19 protein-coding genes are annotated in these 18,535 nt (G+C 55.1%); 9 read left to right on the forward strand and 10 right to left on the reverse strand.

The window, feature by feature from the left end:
• Window positions 1-253: 253 nt before the first annotated feature.
• Window positions 254-955, reverse strand: a complete 702-nt coding sequence (rpe, locus tag AC0QHF_RS02985) for a ribulose-phosphate 3-epimerase (protein ID WP_324702698.1) — start codon at window positions 953-955, stop codon at window positions 254-256.
• Window positions 956-1,187: 232 nt separating this feature from the next.
• Here rpe and AC0QHF_RS02990 point away from each other — a divergent pair, with 232 nt between their 5' ends.
• The 3 genes from AC0QHF_RS02990 (at window position 1,188) to AC0QHF_RS03000 (ending at window position 3,530) form a co-directional block, all read left to right on the forward strand.
• Window positions 1,188-1,562, forward strand: coding sequence for a hypothetical protein (locus tag AC0QHF_RS02990; protein WP_324702699.1), 375 nt, complete (start codon window positions 1,188-1,190; stop codon window positions 1,560-1,562).
• An 87-nt stretch (window positions 1,563-1,649) separates the two neighbouring features.
• Window positions 1,650-3,152, forward strand: coding sequence for an LCP family protein (locus AC0QHF_RS02995; protein ID WP_324702700.1), 1,503 nt, complete (start codon window positions 1,650-1,652; stop codon window positions 3,150-3,152).
• 84 nt (window positions 3,153-3,236) lie between these two features.
• Window positions 3,237-3,530, forward strand: coding sequence for a hypothetical protein (locus AC0QHF_RS03000; RefSeq protein ID WP_324702701.1), 294 nt, complete (start codon window positions 3,237-3,239; stop codon window positions 3,528-3,530).
• Between the two features lie 223 nt (window positions 3,531-3,753).
• On the opposite strand, the gene thrB is transcribed toward AC0QHF_RS03000, so the two are convergent.
• The 5 genes from thrB to AC0QHF_RS03025 form a co-directional block, all read right to left on the reverse strand.
• A complete protein-coding gene (thrB, locus tag AC0QHF_RS03005) occupies window positions 3,754-4,671 on the reverse strand; it encodes a homoserine kinase (RefSeq protein WP_324702702.1) in 918 nt (305 codons plus the stop codon).
• Between the two features lie 105 nt (window positions 4,672-4,776).
• Window positions 4,777-5,034, reverse strand: a complete 258-nt coding sequence (locus AC0QHF_RS03010) for a DUF7219 family protein (protein ID WP_324702703.1) — start codon at window positions 5,032-5,034, stop codon at window positions 4,777-4,779.
• 347 nt (window positions 5,035-5,381) lie between these two features.
• Window positions 5,382-9,101 carry a hydantoinase B/oxoprolinase family protein gene (locus AC0QHF_RS03015; protein ID WP_324702704.1) on the reverse strand — a complete coding sequence of 1,240 codons (3,720 nt, stop codon included), beginning with the start codon at window positions 9,099-9,101 and terminating at the stop codon, window positions 5,382-5,384.
• Window positions 9,102-9,254: 153 nt separating this feature from the next.
• Window positions 9,255-9,410: a hypothetical protein gene (locus AC0QHF_RS03020; RefSeq protein ID WP_324702705.1), complete on the reverse strand. Its 156-nt coding sequence runs from the start codon at window positions 9,408-9,410 to the stop codon at window positions 9,255-9,257.
• Window positions 9,411-9,664: 254 nt separating this feature from the next.
• Entirely contained in the window at window positions 9,665-9,952 is a 288-nt protein-coding gene (locus tag AC0QHF_RS03025; protein ID WP_324702706.1) for a hypothetical protein, read from the reverse strand.
• 288 nt (window positions 9,953-10,240) lie between these two features.
• On the opposite strand from AC0QHF_RS03025, the gene AC0QHF_RS03030 reads away from it, so the two are divergent.
• Window positions 10,241-11,722, forward strand: coding sequence for an aminotransferase-like domain-containing protein (locus tag AC0QHF_RS03030; protein ID WP_324702707.1), 1,482 nt, complete (start codon window positions 10,241-10,243; stop codon window positions 11,720-11,722).
• Here AC0QHF_RS03030 and AC0QHF_RS03035 read toward each other — a convergent pair.
• Window positions 11,677-12,414, reverse strand: coding sequence for a GGDEF domain-containing protein (locus tag AC0QHF_RS03035; protein ID WP_324702708.1), 738 nt, complete (start codon window positions 12,412-12,414; stop codon window positions 11,677-11,679). The genes AC0QHF_RS03030 and AC0QHF_RS03035 overlap by 46 nt on opposite strands.
• A 462-nt stretch (window positions 12,415-12,876) precedes the next feature.
• Here AC0QHF_RS03035 and AC0QHF_RS03040 point away from each other — a divergent pair, with 462 nt between their 5' ends.
• The 3 genes from AC0QHF_RS03040 to AC0QHF_RS03050 all read left to right on the forward strand — a co-directional run bounded on the left by AC0QHF_RS03040 (window position 12,877) and on the right by AC0QHF_RS03050 (window position 15,344).
• Window positions 12,877-13,275 carry an MAPEG family protein gene (locus AC0QHF_RS03040; protein WP_324702709.1) on the forward strand — a complete coding sequence of 133 codons (399 nt, stop codon included), beginning with the start codon at window positions 12,877-12,879 and terminating at the stop codon, window positions 13,273-13,275.
• A gap of 140 nt (window positions 13,276-13,415) precedes the next feature.
• Window positions 13,416-13,700, forward strand: coding sequence for a hypothetical protein (locus AC0QHF_RS03045; RefSeq protein WP_324702710.1), 285 nt, complete (start codon window positions 13,416-13,418; stop codon window positions 13,698-13,700).
• Between the two features lie 126 nt (window positions 13,701-13,826).
• Window positions 13,827-15,344: a hypothetical protein gene (locus AC0QHF_RS03050; RefSeq protein WP_324702711.1), complete on the forward strand. Its 1,518-nt coding sequence runs from the start codon at window positions 13,827-13,829 to the stop codon at window positions 15,342-15,344.
• Between the two features lie 39 nt (window positions 15,345-15,383).
• Here AC0QHF_RS03050 and AC0QHF_RS03055 read toward each other — a convergent pair whose 3' ends face one another.
• The 3 genes from AC0QHF_RS03055 to AC0QHF_RS03065 all read right to left on the reverse strand — a co-directional run bounded on the left by AC0QHF_RS03055 (window position 15,384) and on the right by AC0QHF_RS03065 (window position 17,175).
• Window positions 15,384-15,983 carry a DUF924 family protein gene (locus tag AC0QHF_RS03055; protein ID WP_324702712.1) on the reverse strand — a complete coding sequence of 200 codons (600 nt, stop codon included), beginning with the start codon at window positions 15,981-15,983 and terminating at the stop codon, window positions 15,384-15,386.
• A 161-nt stretch (window positions 15,984-16,144) separates the two neighbouring features.
• A complete protein-coding gene (locus AC0QHF_RS03060) occupies window positions 16,145-16,831 on the reverse strand; it encodes an ImmA/IrrE family metallo-endopeptidase (RefSeq protein ID WP_324702713.1) in 687 nt (228 codons plus the stop codon).
• The gene (locus tag AC0QHF_RS03065) at window positions 16,828-17,175 is read right to left on the reverse strand and encodes a helix-turn-helix domain-containing protein (RefSeq protein WP_324702714.1); all 348 of its coding nucleotides are present in this window, start codon (window positions 17,173-17,175) and stop codon (window positions 16,828-16,830) included. The genes AC0QHF_RS03060 and AC0QHF_RS03065 overlap by 4 nt, the downstream gene beginning before the upstream one ends.
• A gap of 225 nt (window positions 17,176-17,400) precedes the next feature.
• Here AC0QHF_RS03065 and AC0QHF_RS03070 point away from each other — a divergent pair, with 225 nt between their 5' ends.
• Together AC0QHF_RS03070 and AC0QHF_RS03075 are read left to right on the forward strand one after the other, a co-directional pair.
• Window positions 17,401-17,661: a hypothetical protein gene (locus AC0QHF_RS03070; protein ID WP_324702715.1), complete on the forward strand. Its 261-nt coding sequence runs from the start codon at window positions 17,401-17,403 to the stop codon at window positions 17,659-17,661.
• Between the two features lie 35 nt (window positions 17,662-17,696).
• Window positions 17,697-18,404, forward strand: coding sequence for a hypothetical protein (locus AC0QHF_RS03075; protein ID WP_324702716.1), 708 nt, complete (start codon window positions 17,697-17,699; stop codon window positions 18,402-18,404).
• The last annotated feature ends 131 nt before the right edge of the window (window positions 18,405-18,535 follow it).

The raw sequence follows: 18,535 nt of genomic DNA on the forward strand, positions 1-18,535 counted from the left end.
GGCCGGCAGCGATCAAATTTGCAGGCCGGCAGCGATCAAATTTGCAGGCCGGCAGCGATCAAATTTGCAGGCCGGCACAGAGGCACTGCCCCTACTACAGCTTTTCGCAATTGAGGTCAACCTGAAATGTGGGTCAACCGTGGGGGCAACCTGATCGGGTGGCTTCGGAGATTTGGGTTCATAGACACTCGGGTGGAGGAGGGCAGGCACGGAGGCACTGCCCCCACAGCTTTTCCGGAAAAATGGATAATCTTTAAACCGTCGCCAACTCGGGGGAGGGGCGCTTGCTGTTGCGAATTCCGGCGATCGCGTCGGCGTAGCTGTCGGCTTTGAACACGGCAGAACCGGCTACGATCGCGTTAGCGCCGGCTTCGAGAACTTGCCAGGTGTTGTCAACCTTCAGGCCGCCATCCACTTCAATCCAGGGGTCCAGAGCGCGATCGTCGCACATCTGGCGCAACTGGCGAATTTTCGGCACCACGTTGGGGATGAACTTCTGCCCGCCAAATCCGGGGTTCACGCTCATGATCAGCACCAGATCGCAGACATCGAGGACGTATTCGATCAAGTCCAGAGGAGTCCCAGGGTTCAATACCACACCCGCCTGTTTGCCGCATTCCTTGATCAGCGTCAGCGTCCGGTGCAGGTGGGGAGAAGCGTTGTGTTCGGCGTGGACGGAGATGATGTCGGCGCCGGCCTTGGCGAAATCTTCGACATATTTTTCCGGTTCCACGATCATCAAGTGGACGTCGAGGGGCTTTTGAGTGACCGGGCGGATGGCATCCACGATCAGCGGACCGATGGTGATATTGGGAACGAAGCGGCCGTCCATCACATCGACGTGAATCCAATCGGCGCCGGCTTCATCTACGGCGCGAATTTCTTCTCCGAGGCGGCTGAAATCTGCTGATAATATAGAAGGGGCAATGACAACTGATTTTTGGGTAGTGGTCATAGTTGAGTGTGTTCTCCAACATCTGATCTGTGTATCCAGTGTATCAGAATTTGCCCAGGCCAACGGACGACGGACGGCGAGTTCGGGAGCGGTTATCGGAGGACGAAACCCGGAAAATCCGATCGCCCGCCCCATCGGACGGGGCGATCGCGGGTCGTCCGGCCAGCCCACTATCGGAGGCGCGGCGGTTGTTTCCGTGCAATCGGAAAGGTCCGACCGCGAATAATAAGATATGAAGTCCAACGATCTTCACGGCGATCCGGATCGGCGATCGCTCAGACAGTTTGTGTATTTAATCCCGGTGCTGGGTTTTTTTCCAGCTCTGTGGGCGCTCTACCGCCAGGACGGCAGCGATCGCGATCGGGCGACCTGTCGCCTCGCGGTGACGTTGGCGTTGGGTTGGTTGTTCGGAAATTTGCTCCTGCAAAGTGGCGCGAACATTACGGAAACTTCGACCCTTCCGGTGTTGATAACGAGTAGCGTTTTGACGACCAGCTATTTTATCGTCAACTTCGGATTGATGGTCCGCCTCTGGAAAAATCAACCCCTGTGGTTGCCCGGAGTGAGTCGCATCGCCGAAGGAGTCCTCGGCCGTCACCTATCTTAGGTGCGAGGATTCAAGACTCGATGTTGATCGTTTATGATTTTTCAGAGCGATTCGCTTAAATTTCTCTGTTTGTGTGTGAGGAAGTCTGTGTCAGCCCATAACGTCAACAACCAAAAGCCGGTCAAACCTCAAAACTCCAAACCCGTCCTGAAAAAACTGGCTCAATCGAGTCCGGGACGGTGGCTGGGGCTGGGGATCGGCTTGACCGGAGTGGCGATGATTTCGGCAACGGCGGGGGCGTTGCTGGCGGTTTCCCTTTCTTCGACCCCCCTGATGCAGCAAAAGTTGACACCGGAAGAGGCTGCGGTCTTTTCCAAAAACGAAATGGCCAGGGTGAACATGAGACTGCCCGAGTTGACCCGGCCCGTCAACATCTTGGTTTTGGGCATCAAAGTGCTCACCTCCGACTTGGAAGAAGAACCGGAGGAAGACCTCGGCTACCACGCGGTGGTGGATTCCTTCAAGGGTCTTTCTGACACCATGCTGCTGCTGCGTTTTGACCCCGACACCAATAAATTGAAAGTCCTGTCCATCCCCAGAGACACCCGCACCTTCGTGGAAGGCGAGGGCATGGCTAAGATCAACGATGCCAACTACAGGGGCGGGCCGGCCCTGAGTGCCAAGACGGTGAGCGAACTGATGGGGGGCGTGGGTATCGATCGCTACGTCCGCGTCAACGTCCTCGGGGTCGAAAAGCTCATCGATGCCCTGGGCGGCGTGACGGTTTACGTCCCCAAAGACATGAAATACCAGGACGACAGCCAGCACCTCTACATCAACCTCAAAGAGGGGGAACAGCACCTCGACGGCGACCAGGTGCTTCAATTTCTGCGGTTCCGCTACGACAATCTCGGGGATATCGGCCGGGTGCAGCGGCAGCAGATGCTGATGCGGGCCTTCATGGACCAGGCTTTGGACGTGGGGACTCTCTCCCGCCTGCCGAAACTGGTTTCGATCATCCAATCTCACATCGACACGAATTTGAGTTTGGAAGAGTTGGTGGCCCTGGTCAACTTCGCGGCCGGGATGGAGGCGGGGGACGTGGAAATGCTGATGGTCCCGGGCCAGTTCAGCAACCCGGACGAGTACGACGCCAGCTATTGGCTGCCCGACTACAGCCGCCTGGATGCGATGGTGACGGAACATTTTGACTTCGGGCGCAACCGCTGGAGTTTTGACAATATCGACCCCCGGGATCTCCGCATCGCCATCCAAGACAGCACGGACGCGGCGGAGGCGGTGGACGGTTTGATGTCAACCCTCAACGCGGAGGGATTTTGGAATCTGAAGCTGACCAAACCTTGGAATCAGCCGCTGGAGGTGACCCGAATTGTCGCCCAAGATGGGGATATCGAGAGCGCCGACGCCATCCGCGAAGTCTTGGGATTCGGAGAGGTGGTCGTCGAGAGTACGGGATATTTGCAATCCGATGTCACCATCCAGGTGGGCCAGGATTGGATCGAACAATACGAGGAACAACTGGAAACCGAAACCGAGTTTGATGAGTTGGAAATGGACCGGGAGTCCCCGACGGAGACGCGGGGCGATCGCGATTTCGACGCCCGACGGCCGAAGATCGAGGACCGTTGAGGCGATCTCCCCCTCCGTCACGTTGCGCGGATCGGGAAAGAGAGATTATTCTGAAGTTTAATTGGACATTCCCGACCCGATCCCATGAGACTTTGGCAAACCTGCTGGCAAAATCTGGTTGACTCGACCCGGTACAATCCGCCTCAATTTATTGAAGTGGTGATGTTGATGCTCTCGATGCTCCTGTTGATGGTTTGGAGCGTGACGGGACAGTGGCCCTATTTGGTGCTGTGTCTGAGCTACGTTATCGGATCTTCGACGTCTATGTTGATCCGGGAGGCCATTTTTCCCTCTTCCCACTTCCAACTCACCCAATTGGTGGCCATCCTGTTGTTGGCCCTGGGATTCTACACGTTGATAGATTTGGTACTCCTGTGACCGAAATTTCCCCCAATTTCCGGATCGCGCCGCGGCGGGGGCGATCGAGATCTTCAACGGCGTGCATAATCCGGCACGCCCGCTCCCTATCAATATCATGAGAGCAAACACCCTGGATTCATGCTGCGTCCTTCCCCGCTGGTTGGTTGGGGGGGGATTTTTTTTGGGCAGAGGAAGTCTCTGTCTTCTTATTCCCCACTCCCTATTCCCTATTCCCCATTCCCTACACCCCACAAACAGCGCCTTCGGTGTCGAGTTGGAGCGATCGCACCTCCACACCCACTTCACAGGCCCGCCAAGCCGCCTCCATCGCTTCGGCTACCCGGGGGGCGTTGGTGGGATTTGTGAGGGCGAGAAGGGTCGGTCCAGCCCCGCTAATCGCCAATTCGTAGGCGCCCGCATCCAGGGCTGCTTTCCGCACCGCGTCGAAGCCCAGGATCAGGGATTTGCGGTAGGGTTGGTGGATTTTGTCCTGCATGGCGACTCGCAGCCAGTCCCCCCGTCCGGTTTCCAAACCCCGCAATAACAACCCCAGGTGGGCGGTGTTGAAAATGGCGTCGGCGCGGGTATACTTTTCGGGTAGAACCCGGCGGGCTTCGGCGGTGGAGAGTTCAAAGTCGGGGATGGCGACGACGGGGACGATCGCCTCGTGCCAGGGAATTTCGCAGATCTCCCAATTATCGCCATTTGTCGCCGATAGCTGAGAGCCCCCCAGGAGGGCGGGAACTACGTTGTCTGGGTGCCCCTCCATCGCGATCGCTAATCGGACGATCTCGGCTTCGGAGAGGGGGTTTCCGGCGAAGGCGTTCGCCCCCACCAACCCGCCGACGATGGCGGTGGCGGAACTGCCCAACCCCCGGGCGAGGGGGACGCCCAGTTCGATGTCAATCTGGACGGGTGGGGGGGTTTTGTCCAGGTGTGTGTAGAATTTGGCAAATGCTTGATATACCAAATTGCGATCGTCTGTCACGACGCGATCGCTTTCCGTCCCGTGTACGGTAATTTGAACTGGGGTTTCCGTATCTTCCGGGGCAGAAAATCGCAGGATATTGTACAGGCTGAGGGCGGCGCCGATGCAGTCGAAGCCGGGGCCTAAATTTGCGGTGGTTCCGGGGACGGTAACGGTGACGGTGTGGGACATTTTGGGGAGTAGGGAGTAGGGAGTGGGGAATCAGTTTATCAGATTTTGCGATCGCCCCACCCGGTTTCTCGGCAATTTTTCCGATTCCAGACTTTACCTTTCCTTCTATTCCGGATCGCGATCCTCGCCGATACTGAGATTATGTTTGGATGACTTCAACTGTTTCCACAGTTTTTTGATGCGTCCGTAGGCATCCTCAGAGCTAATTTTGCCGTTGGTTTCCAGCCCGCAAATATAATTGACTTTGTGGGCGAATTCCTGTAAGTTAGAATTGAAGACCATATTTTCGGGGGTGAATTCGCCCCGATAGCGGCTGCGAGGATATAAAAATTCTTCTTTTTCCTTTTCTGTGTCATTATCCATCAGTCATATCCTTTGAATGCTACGATCGCGGTCATTTTTAAACTGTGAAAAATTTCCCTGGAAACCATTTTTCAACTATTTTTTATTTTTAATCAAAAGAGAGAATTCATCCCCGATCACAGGGCGGGATTCGTTCGGTCAACCATAAAGCATTATCACCTCGGACTCAATCCGAGGTTTGGGGTCAGGATATCCCAATGCGATCGCAAATGCAATGGGGACGGGCTAAAATTCGGCATTGACACGGTTTTGCCGGACTCCGCATCCTCTCGAAGAGAGAATCGAAGTTCCGGCCCGACTCGCGTTGAATTTCAACTGTTAATTTTGAAAAGACCCTGCAATAGGAATTAGGGCGATTTCGGCGTGCCGTAGCCCCCGCCGCCGGGGGTTTCGATCGCCAATCGATCTCCGGGCCGCATCTGGGCGATCGCGGTACTTCCCAATTCTTCCACTATACCATCTCGGCGGGTAACAGTGTTGCATCCCACCGCCCCCGGTTCGCCGCCGTCGAGTCCGAAGGGGGGAATAATCCGATGTCCCGACAGGACCGCCGCCGTCATCGGTTCCAAAAAGCGAATCCGGCGAATGATGCCGTTTCCGCCCCGGTGCCGCCCGCGTCCGCCGCTGTGGGGACGAATCCCGAATTCTTCCACGATGACCGGATAGCGCCATTCTAGCACCTCCGGATCGGTGAGTCGAGAATTGGTCATGTGGGTGTGGACCGCATCCGTCCCGTCGAAATCCGCACCGGCGCCGGAACCCCCGCAGATGGTTTCGTAGTATTGATGGCGATCGCTCCCGAAGGTAAAATTATTCATCGTCCCCTGAGATGCGGCCATTACCCCCAGGGCGCCGTACAGTGCATCCACAATCGCCTGGGAGGTTTCCACATTTCCCGCTACCACCGCCGCCGGGGGTTTCGGGTTCAACATACACCCTTCGGGGATGATAATTTCCAGGGGTTTCAGACATCCGGCGTTGAGGGGAATATTATCCTTAACCAAGGTGCGGAAAACGTACAAAACCGCCGCCTGACAGACGGCCTGGGGGGCGTTAAAATTACTGTCCAATTGGGGGGAGGTTCCGGTAAAATCGATTTTAGCACTGCGGGTGTCGCGATCGATAGTAATTTTCACCCGAATTTGTGCCCCGTTATCCATCGGATAGGTAAACGTTCCGTCCCGCAACACATCGATCGCACGCCGCACCGAAGCTTCTGCGTTATCCTGGACGAAACCCATGTAAATTTGTACCGTTTCTAACCCGTACTGGGACACCATCCGCCGCAATTCTCCCGCGCCGCGCTCGTTCGCCGCAATTTGTGCCTGCAAATCGGCGATATTGGTTTGGGGATTCCGGGCAGGATAGGTTCCAGATGTCAGCAATTCCAATACTGCAGTTTCCCGAAATTCGCCGCGATCGACTAATTGGAAATTATCGATCAAAATGCCCTCGTCCGCAACGGTTTTGCTGTCCGGCGGCATGGAACCGGGGGTAATACCGCCGATGTCGGCGTGGTGTCCGCGAGAGGCGACATAAAATAAAATCTGGGTTTCGGCGGTATCGAAAACGGGGGTAATGACAGTAATATCGGGCAGGTGGGTGCCGCCGTCGTAGGGATTGTTTAACATATACACATCCCCCGGTTTGAGAATTTCGCCCTTCGCCCGAATCAGGCTGCGGACGCTTTCTCCCATCGAACCCAAATGGACGGGAATGTGGGGGGCGTTCGCCACGAGTTGTCCGAATTGGTCGAAAATGGCACAGGAAAAGTCGAGGCGTTCTTTGATATTCACCGAAGAGGCTGTATTTTGTAGGGTGATTCCCATTTCTTCGGCGATGAATTGATAGAGGTTTTTAAAGATTTCCAACCGCACCGGATCGGGTTTGTCCGTGGGGATTTGGTTTTGGTGTTGTAAAGAAATAGATGAAATTTTCGATAATATCAGATCGTTGCGTTCGGTTAATTGGGCATCCCAACCTGGTTCGATGATATTGGTTCCGGTATTTTCGACAATCATAGCCGGTCCGGAGATGCGATCGCCCGGTTGCAAATCTTCCCGCCGATAGACGGGGGTTTCCCGCCACTCTCCGGCGGCGTACATCTCGACGGTAGAAATGGTTGCGGGGGGTTCGGAACGGGTTCGGGAGATCGTCGGTGTTTCGGGATTTTCCATGCGGCGGACGACTTCGACGGAAACCGATTCGACGATTAAGGCTTTCTCTGTTTTGACAAAACCGTACCGCGATCGGTGCTCGGTTTCAAATGCCGACTTCATCGCTTCTATTTGGGGGGAAAAGGGGACGGTGAGGGTGGAGTCGGTGCCTTCGTATTTTAAGTTGACGCGGCAGAAGACGATGTCGGCGGGATCTTCGGGGGGTTCGAGTTCGGATCGGGCTTCGGTTTCTAATTGTTGCAAGATGGATGGGAGATCCACAGATTTCGCAGATTTTCGCAGATGATTGGGGGTGGGGGGGGAAAGTAAATCCTCCGTCAGTGGGGCTTCTACGGCTCGTTCCCGGATGTTGCAGATGTCGGCGAGCCCCATCCCGTAGGCGGAGAGAACGCCGGCGTAGGGGTGCAGGAAGACCCGCTGGATGCCTAATGTGTCGGCGATCGCGCAGGCGTGTTGGCCTCCGGCGCCACCGAAGCAGCAGAGGGTGTAGTCGGAGACGTCGTAGCCCCGCTGGAGGGAGATTTTTTTGATGGCGTTGGCCATATTTTCGACGGCGATCGCGATAAATCCGGCGGCTACGTCTTCGGGTTGGCGGGTGTCTCCGGTGGCTTGGCGGATTTGTGCGGCGAGTTGGGTGAATTTCTCGCGGACGATATCGGCGTCGAGGGGTAAATTTCCGTCGGGTCCGAAGACGGTGGGGAAAAATTCGGGGCGGATTTTGCCTAACATTACGTTGGCGTCTGTTACGGCTAGGGGTCCGCCGACGCGGTAGCAGGCTGGACCGGGGTTGGCACCGGCGGATTCGGGTCCGACGCGGTAGCGGGAACCATCAAACACTAAAATTGAACCGCCGCCGGCGGCGACGGTGTGGATGGAGAGGATGGGGGTCCGCATCCGGACTCCGGCGATTTCGGTTTCGAGTTGGCGTTCGTATTCGCCGTTGTAGTGGGCGACGTCGGTGGAGGTGCCCCCCATGTCGAAGCTAATAATTTTATCGAAACCCGCCCGCTTACTGGTTTGGACGGCGCCGACGATGCCTCCCGCCGGTCCGGAGAGGATACTGTCTTTCCCTTGAAAGTTGTGGGCGTCGCTGAGTCCGCCGTTGGATTGCATGAACATGAGTTGGGGTGTGTCTCCCCCCGACTCCCTAATACCGACTCCCGACTCCCCATATAACTGGGAGGCGACGCGATCGATGTAGCGGCGCAAAATGGGGGAGAGGTAGGCATCGACGACGGTGGTATCGCCCCGGCTGACGAGTTTCATCAGGGGGCTGATTTGGTGGGAGGTGGAGATTTGGGTGAAGCCGATTTGGGCGGCGAGCTCGGCGATTTGCTGTTCGTGGCGGGGGTAGCGGTAGCCGTGGATGAGGACGATCGCACAACTGCGAATTCCATCATCATAGGCCTGTTGCAGGGCGGTTTGGAGGGGGGCGATCGCTAGAGGTTGCAGTTCTTTCCCCCTGGCATTATAGCGCTCGTCGGCTTCGATAACCGTTTCGTAGAGCATTTCCGGCAGGACGATTTCCTGGGCGAAGATGTCGGGCCGGTTCTGGTAGCCAATTCTGAGGATATCTCGAAATCCTCGGGTGGTGACAAAAACGGTGCGATCGCCTTTTCGTTCCAGCAGGGCGTTGGTGGCGACGGTGGTGCCCATTTTGACTTCGGCGATGCAGTTTCCAGGGATGGGGTCGTCGGGGCCGATGCCGAGGATTTCCCGAATTCCGGCAATGACAGCATCGGGGTAGCGGCGGGGGTTTTCGGAGAGGAGTTTGTGTGTCACCAGGCTGCCGTCGGGTTTGCGGGCGACGATATCGGTGAAGGTGCCCCCGCGATCGACCCAAAATTGATATTTTCCGGCCGGTTTCCGAGTTGTTGAAATGCTACTCATCTGGCGTTAACCTCCTCTCGCCAAGTTGCGATCGTCGTTCTCGATTGTACTGTACTGGGGGGTGTGCTCGGTGGGGTGTGCTCGGTGGGGAAAGTCAAAAATTCCCTATTCCCCATTCCCTATTCCCCCGATCGCCCCCGTTTTTTTCGGATGTCAAATTCCGTGTTTGACGGTAATTTTGCGCCGTTCTTCCGGGGGGCTGGCGATATATTTGCCGTAGTAGATACTGAATCGGGCGGCTTCGGCGATCGCCGACATTAGACGTTCTTTGAATTGGCTATTATTTTTATTTTGTCGAGTAGCAAACATGGGATCTTCTCCTATTTTTTGTTGGAAAGAATGATTATTTTTGAGAGATTTATCAGACTGTTATAAGATGTCACTACGAGAATAGGTTGGAAATTTTTAACCACAGAGGCACAGAGAAACACAGAGAGCGGATGTTTCTTAACCTAGATGCGGACTTCTATATTGGATATTTTTTGAAATCGGACGGGAAAGGGAGTATCGAAACCGTCCCATCCGTTTCAATTCTAGCGAAAATTCGGGGGAATTTACACCCGTCAGTGATGGTAGCGTTCCTCCAACCAAATCCGAACTTCCTGTTCCGAGTCCAGTTGGGCGGATCGTCCGGAAAGGCGATCGCGCACGTTCCAGAGTAAATTTCCTTGGCGATCGCGACTTTGCCAAATTTCGAGTTGGTTTCCCCCAGCCAGGGATTTAAACAGTCCCCGGGTTATCTGAGTCGCAAAATTGTAGATATCCTTTCCGGTCAGACTCCACCGCTGATCGAAGGCGGATTTGACATCCAGGGATATGGGATTTGAGATGGGGCGATCGGTCAATTTCATCGTGACTTACCCTCCGCGTTTGAACGACAGTCGATTTTCAATGGTTTGATTGTTTTAGCAATTCAAAATTTTGAATCCTTTACCCGCCTTTGGAGACGTGCGATCGACGGGTAGCACACCGCATCGGTGCCTGTGAACCAACTGAAAGCTACGGTTCAATTGTGTCGCAGTTCATCCGAACAGAACAGAGGCAGTTGTGATAAATTGTAGCCATAACAGTTGGGGCGAGAAAAACTGTTATGGTTTTGAGGGCCGCAACTGTATCCGTCCCCCCCATTTCGAGGTCAAATGATGAAGGTCAGACCCGTCGAAAAGTCCCCCGGCGTCAACCTGTACGAACAGGTGGCTAACCGCATCCAATCCCTGATTGAGGAGAGGACCCTGCAACCGGGCGATCGCATTCCGTCGGTCCGCAAAATGCACGACCAGATGAACGTCAGCATCTCCACGGTGTTGGAGGCCTACCGCCTCCTCGAAGATCGGGGACTGATCGCCGCCCGCCCCCAATCCGGCTACTACGTCCGCCAAACCCTGCCCTTTTCCCCCCAGGAACCCACCCCCTCCACCCCGCCGGGGTTAGCCTGCCGGGTCGATACGTCCTTCGCGGTGCGGATCAACACGGCCCTGCGGGAACCGGGCATGATCAAACTCGGCGCCGCCGTCCCGGACCCGGAACTGTTCCCCATCAACGCCCTCAACCGGCTGATGGGGCAGGTGCTCCGCCAAAATCCGGAACTGTGCCACTCTTACAATGCCCTGCCGGGATGCGAACCGTTGCGGCACGAAGTGGCGAGGCGGCTGATGGACGCGGGTTGTTCTGTGACCCCCGACCAAATTCTGGTGGTGAACGGGACTACGGAGGCGATGTATCTGTCCCTGCGGGCGATTACCAAACCGGGGGATACGGTGGCGATCGAATCTCCCTCTTATTACGGCCTGCTGGAAATCCTGGAATCCCTGCACCTGAAGGTGCTCGAACTCCCCACCCACCCCCGGGACGGGATTTCGCTGCCGGATCTGGAAAAGGCCTTCAGCCGGGGCCAGGTGGCGGCTTGTGCGGTGGTGTCGAATTTCAGCAATCCCCTGGGAAGTTGCATGGATGATGCCAGGAAAAAAGAATTGGTGGAGCTTCTGGAACGCTACGATATCCCGTTGGTGGAGGATGACGTTTACGGGGAACTCGGGTTCGGGGAGAGTCGCCCCAAGGCGATCAAGGCCTTCGACAGGCGGGGACTGGTGTTATATTGTGCGTCCTGTAGCAAGACTCTCTCGCCCGGTTTGCGGGTGGGGTGGGCGGTTCCGGGCCGCTACCAAAATCAAGTCGAACAACTGAAGCTATCGACCAATATTGTTACGGCGACGGCGAATCAACTGACGATCGCGGCTTTTCTGGCCAACGGGGGTTACGACCGCCACCTGCGAAATTTGCGCCGATCCTACGCCGAACAGGTGCTGCGGATGACCCAGGCGATCTGCGAATATTTTCCGGAAGAAACGAAGGTGACGCGACCGACGGGGGGTCACGTTTTGTGGGTGGAATTGCCCCTGGATTTGGACGCGATCGCCCTCTACGATGAAGCCTACCGGCACCGGATCAGTATCGCCCCGGGGTCGATGTTTTCGGCTTCGGGAAATTACCGCAATTGTTTCCGTTTGAACTGCGGTTTGGTGTGGTCGCCCCAGGTGGAGGCGGCGATGAAAACCTTGGGGGGGTTGATCGAAAATCAGGTATCGGAACAGACGCGATCGCGCCCGTTATTTTTGGCCTGATACAGGGCGCGATCGGCGGCTAAAATCAGGGTTTCCGGAGAAAATTCTTGCCCCAGTTTCTGGGTGGATACCCCGGCGCTGAGGGTGATCCAGGGGCGGATTTCGGAGCCGACGTGGGGGATTTTTTTGGCGACGATATTGAGTCGAATTTTTTCCGCGATCGCGATCGCATCTTTCAACTCTGTATCCGGCAAGACGATGGCAAATTCCTCCCCCCCGTATCGCGCCGCCAGGTATTCCTGAGCTTCATTCTGGCCCTTCAAAGCATCTTGAATTGCCTCTGCGATCTGTTGCAGGCAAAGGTCTCCGGCCAGATGACCGTAGTTATCGTTGTAAGCTTTAAAAAAGTCTACGTCTCCCAAAATTAGCGAGGTGGGTCGGTTCAGACTGCCCCGCCAATGTTGTTTGAGATAAAGGTAAAATTTCCGGCGATTTGCCAGTTGGGTCAGGTCGTCCAAAAATGCCAGTTGCCGAAGTCTTTTATTTTCTTGTTCTAGATAATAGATCCTCCGGTTTTGCTGGCGAATTTTGCGGTACAATTTTTTGATTTTTATGGAGAAAATTGAGGCGCAATCCTGTAGCTCTTTTTTTAGGTCAAAAATTGCTCCATTTTTTTCTGTATTTTCAGATTTTTTATCGCAGGATAAAATTGACTCATCTTTTTGATTTTTTTTGTCTCCAATTTTTGCCATTTTTTTATCTTCCAATTTTGGCGGGCAATCCCAGGAATTGTTAGGGGGAAAAGCTGCGGCAATTAAGCCATTAAAAAAATCCATAATCTGAGCTTTTTTATCCATAAAATATCTGGAATGAGGTCAAATGAACCCGCCAGCAAGTCAAAAATTCCTCCGAAAACGGGTGATTTGACCGACCTTTTGGCAACTTTTAGTATTCCGGATTTCCGGTGGCATTTCCGTGACGCCATTCCCCGATATCCGTGATAATTGAGAATGTGGCGAGTGATTGTCCGAATTGAATGCCGGTGACAGTTCCGTGGCATCCAAAGCGATCGCGATCGCAACTCCGGAAGAAATCGGCCGGCCGGGGAACCCCGAAACCCCGGACTCACGGCAGCGGTCGATGTATCGATGCGGGCGAGGGATGGGCTGTTATAACATATGTTAGATGTTTAAATTTTGATGAGGGAGCGTCCCATGTCACCCTGGCCGAGCTTAGTCACCGCATCCGCGCTTTTGCTGTACTTGATCGTGACGATCAACGTCGGTAGGGCTAGAATAAAATACAAGGTGGTGCCCCCTCAGATGACGGGCGACCCGAATTTTGAACGAGTTTTGCGGGTGCAGCAAAATACCTTGGAGCAACTCGTCATCTTCCTTCCGGCCCTGTGGCTGTTTTCGGAATTCGTCAGTCCGGTTTGGGGTGCGAGTTTGGGTGCGGTGTGGATCGTCGGTCGGGTTCTGTACGCCTGGGGCTACTATCAAGCCGCCGAAAAGCGGATGGTGGGGTTCGGCATCGGCACCTTGACCCTATTTGCCCTCCTCGGGGGCGGATTAATCGGAATTCTCATACCCTTGGTTCAACCTTTGATTTAAACCGCTCCGCGGCGATTCCCGGCCGTCACCGGGGCGATCGCACCCCCGATCCCCCCCAGGCGCTCCCGAAGCGATCGCCCCCACGATTGGACTTTTCAGATTGCTATCGTATTTGCAAATCCTCTCCGAACCCGCCAACGATGACTCGACGAGACTTACAATTTTGGGGGGTTGAAACCGGAGCCGTCGCATCGCCTCCGGAGCCTCCTGCCCAGGTCCTCGGTTCGCCGACGCCGGCCGCTCTCGAATCGTTACAGTGGGCTCTCATCGGGAGCCACACCGGCAACCAACTGTCGGCCCTCATCATTGACTTTACCCACGAAGAAATCCTCGCCGCCTACAACCAGCTTGAATTTCAACAGCAGCAACACCTCCGGAAAATCTGGGTTACAAAACTCGAGTCAGGGTCCCAATTACAACGGTAGCGTGCATCAATGTCAGACCCCCGAAATCATCCTCCACCATTCCGGCACCTCCTCGAATCCGATGCCCGACTCCCCGAATCCGAAAATGGGGACGCCATATCGGATCGAGAGGGGGAAGAATCGCCATTGCCTCCTGACTCAGCCCCGGTCCGTTACCTGGGTGGGGTCGCCGGTTTGGCTGCGGTCGTGGCGATGGTCATGTTTGGAAATGGCTCGGGAGCGATCGCCATTTTCAAAACCGTCCTCGCCCTTTTCTGCACCGCTCTCTCCTTCCGCTATCCCCGCCAAGGACTGTGGGGTTTGCTCATTTACCTGCCCTTCGCCGGGACGATCATCTACTGGATCGGGGACGACCGCCCCATTTTCCACCTGGCGAAGGATTTTTTATTTTACATCCCGGCCCTGCTCGGTTTGTTCCTGGGGCTGATTCACCAAAACCGGCCCCTCATCATCCCGAAAACCCTCAAATTTCCCCTCGCCTTACTCGTTGCGATCGCCTTCCTGACGCTGATTTTCGTCAACGGGGCGCAACAGTTGAGCTCCACCCCCGGCGGAGAGCCCCTGTTGATGGGAATTTTCGGCTTGAAAATCCTGCTCGGATATATCCCCCTGATCACCTGCGGCTACTACCTGATCCGCAATACTAAAGATTTTTACTTTTTCACCCGCCTACAAGTCATCCTGGCGATCGTTTGCTGCATTTTGGGGATCGTCCAATTCTGGCTGGTCGTCAGCGGGGTTTGCCCCGACAACACCGGTTTGGAAGACCACCTCCTGCTCAAAGCTAACTTGCAGCGAAAATGCCTGGTCGGGGGGGCCCTGGGCTACTTCCCCCCGGAAAATTTTATCCGCCTCCCCGGCACGTTCGTCGCCCCCTGGCAGTGGGCCTGGTTCCTGATCGCGAGCAGCTTTTTCAGTTTCGCCACGGCCCTGGGGGACCCCCGCATCTGGTGGCGGATGTCGGGGATCTTTTCCCTGGCTTTAATTGTCCTCAACGCGGTGCTTTGCGGCCAGCGCACCGCTTTCTTGGGGGTGCTTTTGGCGATCGGGTTGCTGGTGGTGGCGACGAGCCACATTTCTCGGTGGAAGCGGGTGGCGATTGTCGTGGTGGCGATGGGGGTCTTTTTGGGTGCGAGCCTCGCCGTCTTTCCCAACTTCGCCGAAGACCGGGTTGAGAGTTTGATCGGCCGCTGGCAGGCTTCTCCCCCCATCGAATTTGTCAAGGAACAGGCCAAGTGGAGCATCAAAAGCCACCGGGGTCTGTTGGGAAATGGACTCGGACGGGCGACCAATGCGGCCCGGGCTCTGGGGGAGACGCGGCTGATCGAAACTTATTATTCTAAATTGCTTTACGAGGTCGGACCTATCGGTGTCCTGGCTTTTTTGATGGTCGTCACCACCCTGGCGGTGGAGGGGTTCAATTCTTACCATCAAATCGACGATCGCCACCTGTGGAGTTACGGTGTCGTCTTCTGGGTTTTTATCGTCCTGATCGGTTACAACCCCTACTGGTATCCCCTCGACACCGACCCGGTGGCGGTTTATTATTGGTTCGTAGCCGGGGTATTGTTCAAAATGCCCGAAATTCAGCGATCGCGATCCGAACCGCTCCCTTCTGAGTCGGGAATAGGGAATAGGGAATAGGGAATAGGGAATAGGGAATAGGGAATTGGAACGGTCTGATCAAAAGGAAGATCCGGGTTGTTTCAAAAATTCTCGCTCCTCGGGGGTGTGCGATCGCCCCAATATTTCGTTGCGGTGGGGGAAGCGTCCGAACCGTTTAATCACTTCAAAATGGCGCCGCGCATAATCGATGCTCGAAGCACTCTCCGGGTTCCCACTCAGTTGGCGAAATAACCCCAGAGCCCGATACTGATCTTTGAGGTTTTCGCTGTGTTCTAAGGGCAAATAAAAGAACCACCGTTGGACGGGAATCATGGAGCGATCAAATCCCCGGGCGATCGCATACTTCGCTGTTTCCAGGGCGCGATCGTCCGTCGCGAAGGCCTTCGGCGTCCCCCGAAACAAATTCCTCGGAAACTGATCCAAAAGTAAAATTAACGCCAGACAACTGTCCGGCTGTTCCCGCCAATGGTTCAACTCGCCCCGGGCGGCGCGATCGTAATCCGGCAAAAATTGGCTCCTCATTTCGGCATCAAATTTCGGCTTTTTCTGAAACCAAACCTTTCGGGGTTTGCTATAATTCTGATCAGTTGGTTCGCCAAACCAAAAATTTAAAATTCGTTCAAATTCGGACATGATAAGGTTGCGATCGCGAATCATATCATAATTTTATATTCTCTCAGTAGATGAGTAGTGGCGTGACACAACGCCAACCCAAGTTGAGGTAGAAACCGGGTTTCTAAAAGGCGATCGCATCAGGAAGGAAAAACTGGGGTAGAAACCCGGTTTCTTGGCGATATCGGTCGGAGGTAGATTTTCTCCTATCCGAACAGCCGCTGTTGGCCGTCGATCGCCGCGTGGCCCGGGTAAATTTGCCGCTGGCCTTTGGGGATTTTGATCCAGCCGAATTCCTGGAGGCGGTTCGTCAAATTGGAAATGCTCACCCCCAACTCGTCCCGGATTTTGTACAGGTGCGACCACTTGGTTAGATCCCGGCCGGTCCGTTTCTCTTCCAAAATATAGCGCGGCATCAGCAGGCAACTGGCGAAGTATTGGGCCTGCCATTCGATGGAGGCAATTTTGGAAAAGCCGGCGGTGGCCCGACAGACGAAGGGCTCCTCCGCCGCGGGCGCCGCATCGTCGGTTCCCAGGTCCAGTTCCAACTGGCGAGAAATCCCGTCAACCTCGTCGTGGTTGATGTGGAGAATCCAGTGGCCGATTTCGTGGGCGGTGGTGGATTCGATGAACCCCTGCGGCTTTTCCAGGATCTCCTCGTTGATCTCGATCAGCCGCTGATCGGGCAAAATCCGGGCGGCGATCGCACCCTCCGAGTCCGGGGGGATGTGATCCCACACCACCCCCAGATCTAAAAAATCGGCCACCAGACTCGCCTCGAAGGGCCACTGCGGGGCAAAGTTGGGGGTGGCCTGCATCCGCTGGAGAATCTGATTCGCCCGCCGTTCGATGGATTCGCGGGGGTAGAAGCGGTAAGGCTTCAGGATGCTCACTGATCTCCTCCCTTGGCTGCGTCGAACACCTGTTTGGCAAAGTTGGGGTTTTCCTGGAGTCGCCGGAACAGGGCCGTCAACTCCCGGTTGTTCTGCTTGAGGAATTGTTCGTAATGCTGGGGGATGCGGCCGGCGAGGAAGATCAACTCTTCTTCGTCGATGCCCAAATTTCGCGCCAAACCCCGGATGACGTCCTCTTTGGGGGGATAGTCGGCGCGATCGTTCTCCAGCTTGGAGAGGTAGGTGAAGTCCACCTCCAGCAGCGCGGCCAGTTGTCGCTGCGAGTAGCCCCGATCTTTGCGGGCCTGACGGATCAGTTTCCCAAATGTTTGTGTTTCATCCACGGCATTGTCCTCCTGTTGCCCATCATAGGCCGGTTTGAAGAAAATTTCAACCCAAACCTTGACGATAGAATCAACAGCCGCTAGAATGGGGTTAGTTGAATAAAAGTTCAACTTAGCGGACTCCACAGATGGCGGTTCGACCCGCGATCGGCGCACTTCGCACGCTAAATGTGTAGTGTCCCTCTCCCGGGCGCGATCTTGGAAGGTACAGGAGGACAGACCCCCATGCTCAGAACTTGGACCGATACCCATTACAAGCTCGACGATAGCGACTGGCTGTATATTGCCGCCCACGAAGAACAAGGTTCGGTTTCGCTGGTGTGTCCCGGTTGTGCGCGGGATGGGGAAGGTTTCAGCATTCATTTTACGGCGGCTCACACGGAGATGCTGGAGAGTTTGATCGCGACTTTAAAGGGTTTGAAAACCCGACAGAAAGCGCTATCGACCTATCCGGAACCCGAAAGGCGAGTCCCTGCCATTCGCTAATTTTTTAAACTCTTGGAAAGGAACCAAAACAGACCATGACTAAAGCAGCAGAAAAACCTACGTTTACCGTTTTTGGAGCGAAGCAAAAGGAAGAAATTCTCGTTCCCGAAATGCCCATCGCCGTCCGCAATAATTGCCAGTCCGGGAAGTGGGCGATCGGAGATGAGGAATACGGCTCCAAATGCTCCATGACTATCATCAAGTTTAGCAAATTTTTCGGCAATTTGGGGCAAACCCAAAACACCTTGTGGGGGCAAATTTGGTTCGTCGCCGAGTCCGGGGAACTGCCCCAGGGAGTGGTGATGGTGACGTACATCAAAAGTCGAACCCTGAGCGATTTTAACCGCTTGGTCGCCTCGGTTCAAGCCCGGGGAGTCGAACCGGCGACGGGGATTTTCGTCCCCGAATTTGTCCGCCACTCGGGTCAGAAACCGGACGAAACCGGGGTTCTCAAACCGATCAATTATTATAGCTTGAAATGGTCTTGGGTGGAACGGACGGATTGGACGATGTTGGAACAGGCGGCGGCGATTTTGGCGGATTCATCCAATTTGTCCCGAATGATCGATTTGGAGGGCACCCGACAAATGATCTGTTTGGATAATCTGTCACCCCACGAAGTCGCTTGTTTGATGGCGGCTCATTCTAAGGAAAACGGCGAGAATGACTTGTTGTTGAATGGAGGAGATGACATGATCTTGCCGCCGTCGGCTAATGAAAATGTTCCGGTGGAAGCGTCTTAATCGATCCCCCCCAGCCCCCCTTTATAAGGGGGGAGCCATTCGATCCCCCCCAACCCCCCTTTATAAGGGGGGAGCCATTCGATCCCCCCCAGCCCCCCTTTATAAGGGGGGAGCAAGAGGAGTCAAAGTCC

The sequence above is a fragment of the Lyngbya sp. CCY1209 genome, from assembly GCF_055795065.1.

What these genes read in the sequence shown, in the direction of transcription:
- AC0QHF_RS03055 (WP_324702712.1), bottom strand. Translation starts at nt 15,983, where the DNA reads ATGATTCGCGATCGCAACCTTATCATGTCCGAATTTGAACGAATTTTA.
- AC0QHF_RS02990 (WP_324702699.1), top strand. Translation starts at nt 1,188, where the DNA reads ATGAAGTCCAACGATCTTCACGGCGATCCGGATCGGCGATCGCTCAGA.
- rpe (WP_324702698.1), bottom strand. Translation starts at nt 955, where the DNA reads ATGACCACTACCCAAAAATCAGTTGTCATTGCCCCTTCTATATTATCA.
- AC0QHF_RS03025 (WP_324702706.1), bottom strand. Translation starts at nt 9,952, where the DNA reads ATGAAATTGACCGATCGCCCCATCTCAAATCCCATATCCCTGGATGTC.
- AC0QHF_RS03045 (WP_324702710.1), top strand. Translation starts at nt 13,416, where the DNA reads ATGACTCGACGAGACTTACAATTTTGGGGGGTTGAAACCGGAGCCGTC.
- AC0QHF_RS03075 (WP_324702716.1), top strand. Translation starts at nt 17,697, where the DNA reads ATGACTAAAGCAGCAGAAAAACCTACGTTTACCGTTTTTGGAGCGAAG.
- AC0QHF_RS03035 (WP_324702708.1), bottom strand. Translation starts at nt 12,414, where the DNA reads ATGGCAAAAATTGGAGACAAAAAAAATCAAAAAGATGAGTCAATTTTA.
- AC0QHF_RS03015 (WP_324702704.1), bottom strand. Translation starts at nt 9,101, where the DNA reads ATGAGTAGCATTTCAACAACTCGGAAACCGGCCGGAAAATATCAATTT.
- thrB (WP_324702702.1), bottom strand. Translation starts at nt 4,671, where the DNA reads ATGTCCCACACCGTCACCGTTACCGTCCCCGGAACCACCGCAAATTTA.
- AC0QHF_RS03020 (WP_324702705.1), bottom strand. Translation starts at nt 9,410, where the DNA reads ATGTTTGCTACTCGACAAAATAAAAATAATAGCCAATTCAAAGAACGT.
- AC0QHF_RS03070 (WP_324702715.1), top strand. Translation starts at nt 17,401, where the DNA reads ATGCTCAGAACTTGGACCGATACCCATTACAAGCTCGACGATAGCGAC.
- AC0QHF_RS03030 (WP_324702707.1), top strand. Translation starts at nt 10,241, where the DNA reads ATGATGAAGGTCAGACCCGTCGAAAAGTCCCCCGGCGTCAACCTGTAC.
- AC0QHF_RS03040 (WP_324702709.1), top strand. Translation starts at nt 12,877, where the DNA reads ATGTCACCCTGGCCGAGCTTAGTCACCGCATCCGCGCTTTTGCTGTAC.
- AC0QHF_RS03000 (WP_324702701.1), top strand. Translation starts at nt 3,237, where the DNA reads ATGAGACTTTGGCAAACCTGCTGGCAAAATCTGGTTGACTCGACCCGG.
- AC0QHF_RS03010 (WP_324702703.1), bottom strand. Translation starts at nt 5,034, where the DNA reads ATGGATAATGACACAGAAAAGGAAAAAGAAGAATTTTTATATCCTCGC.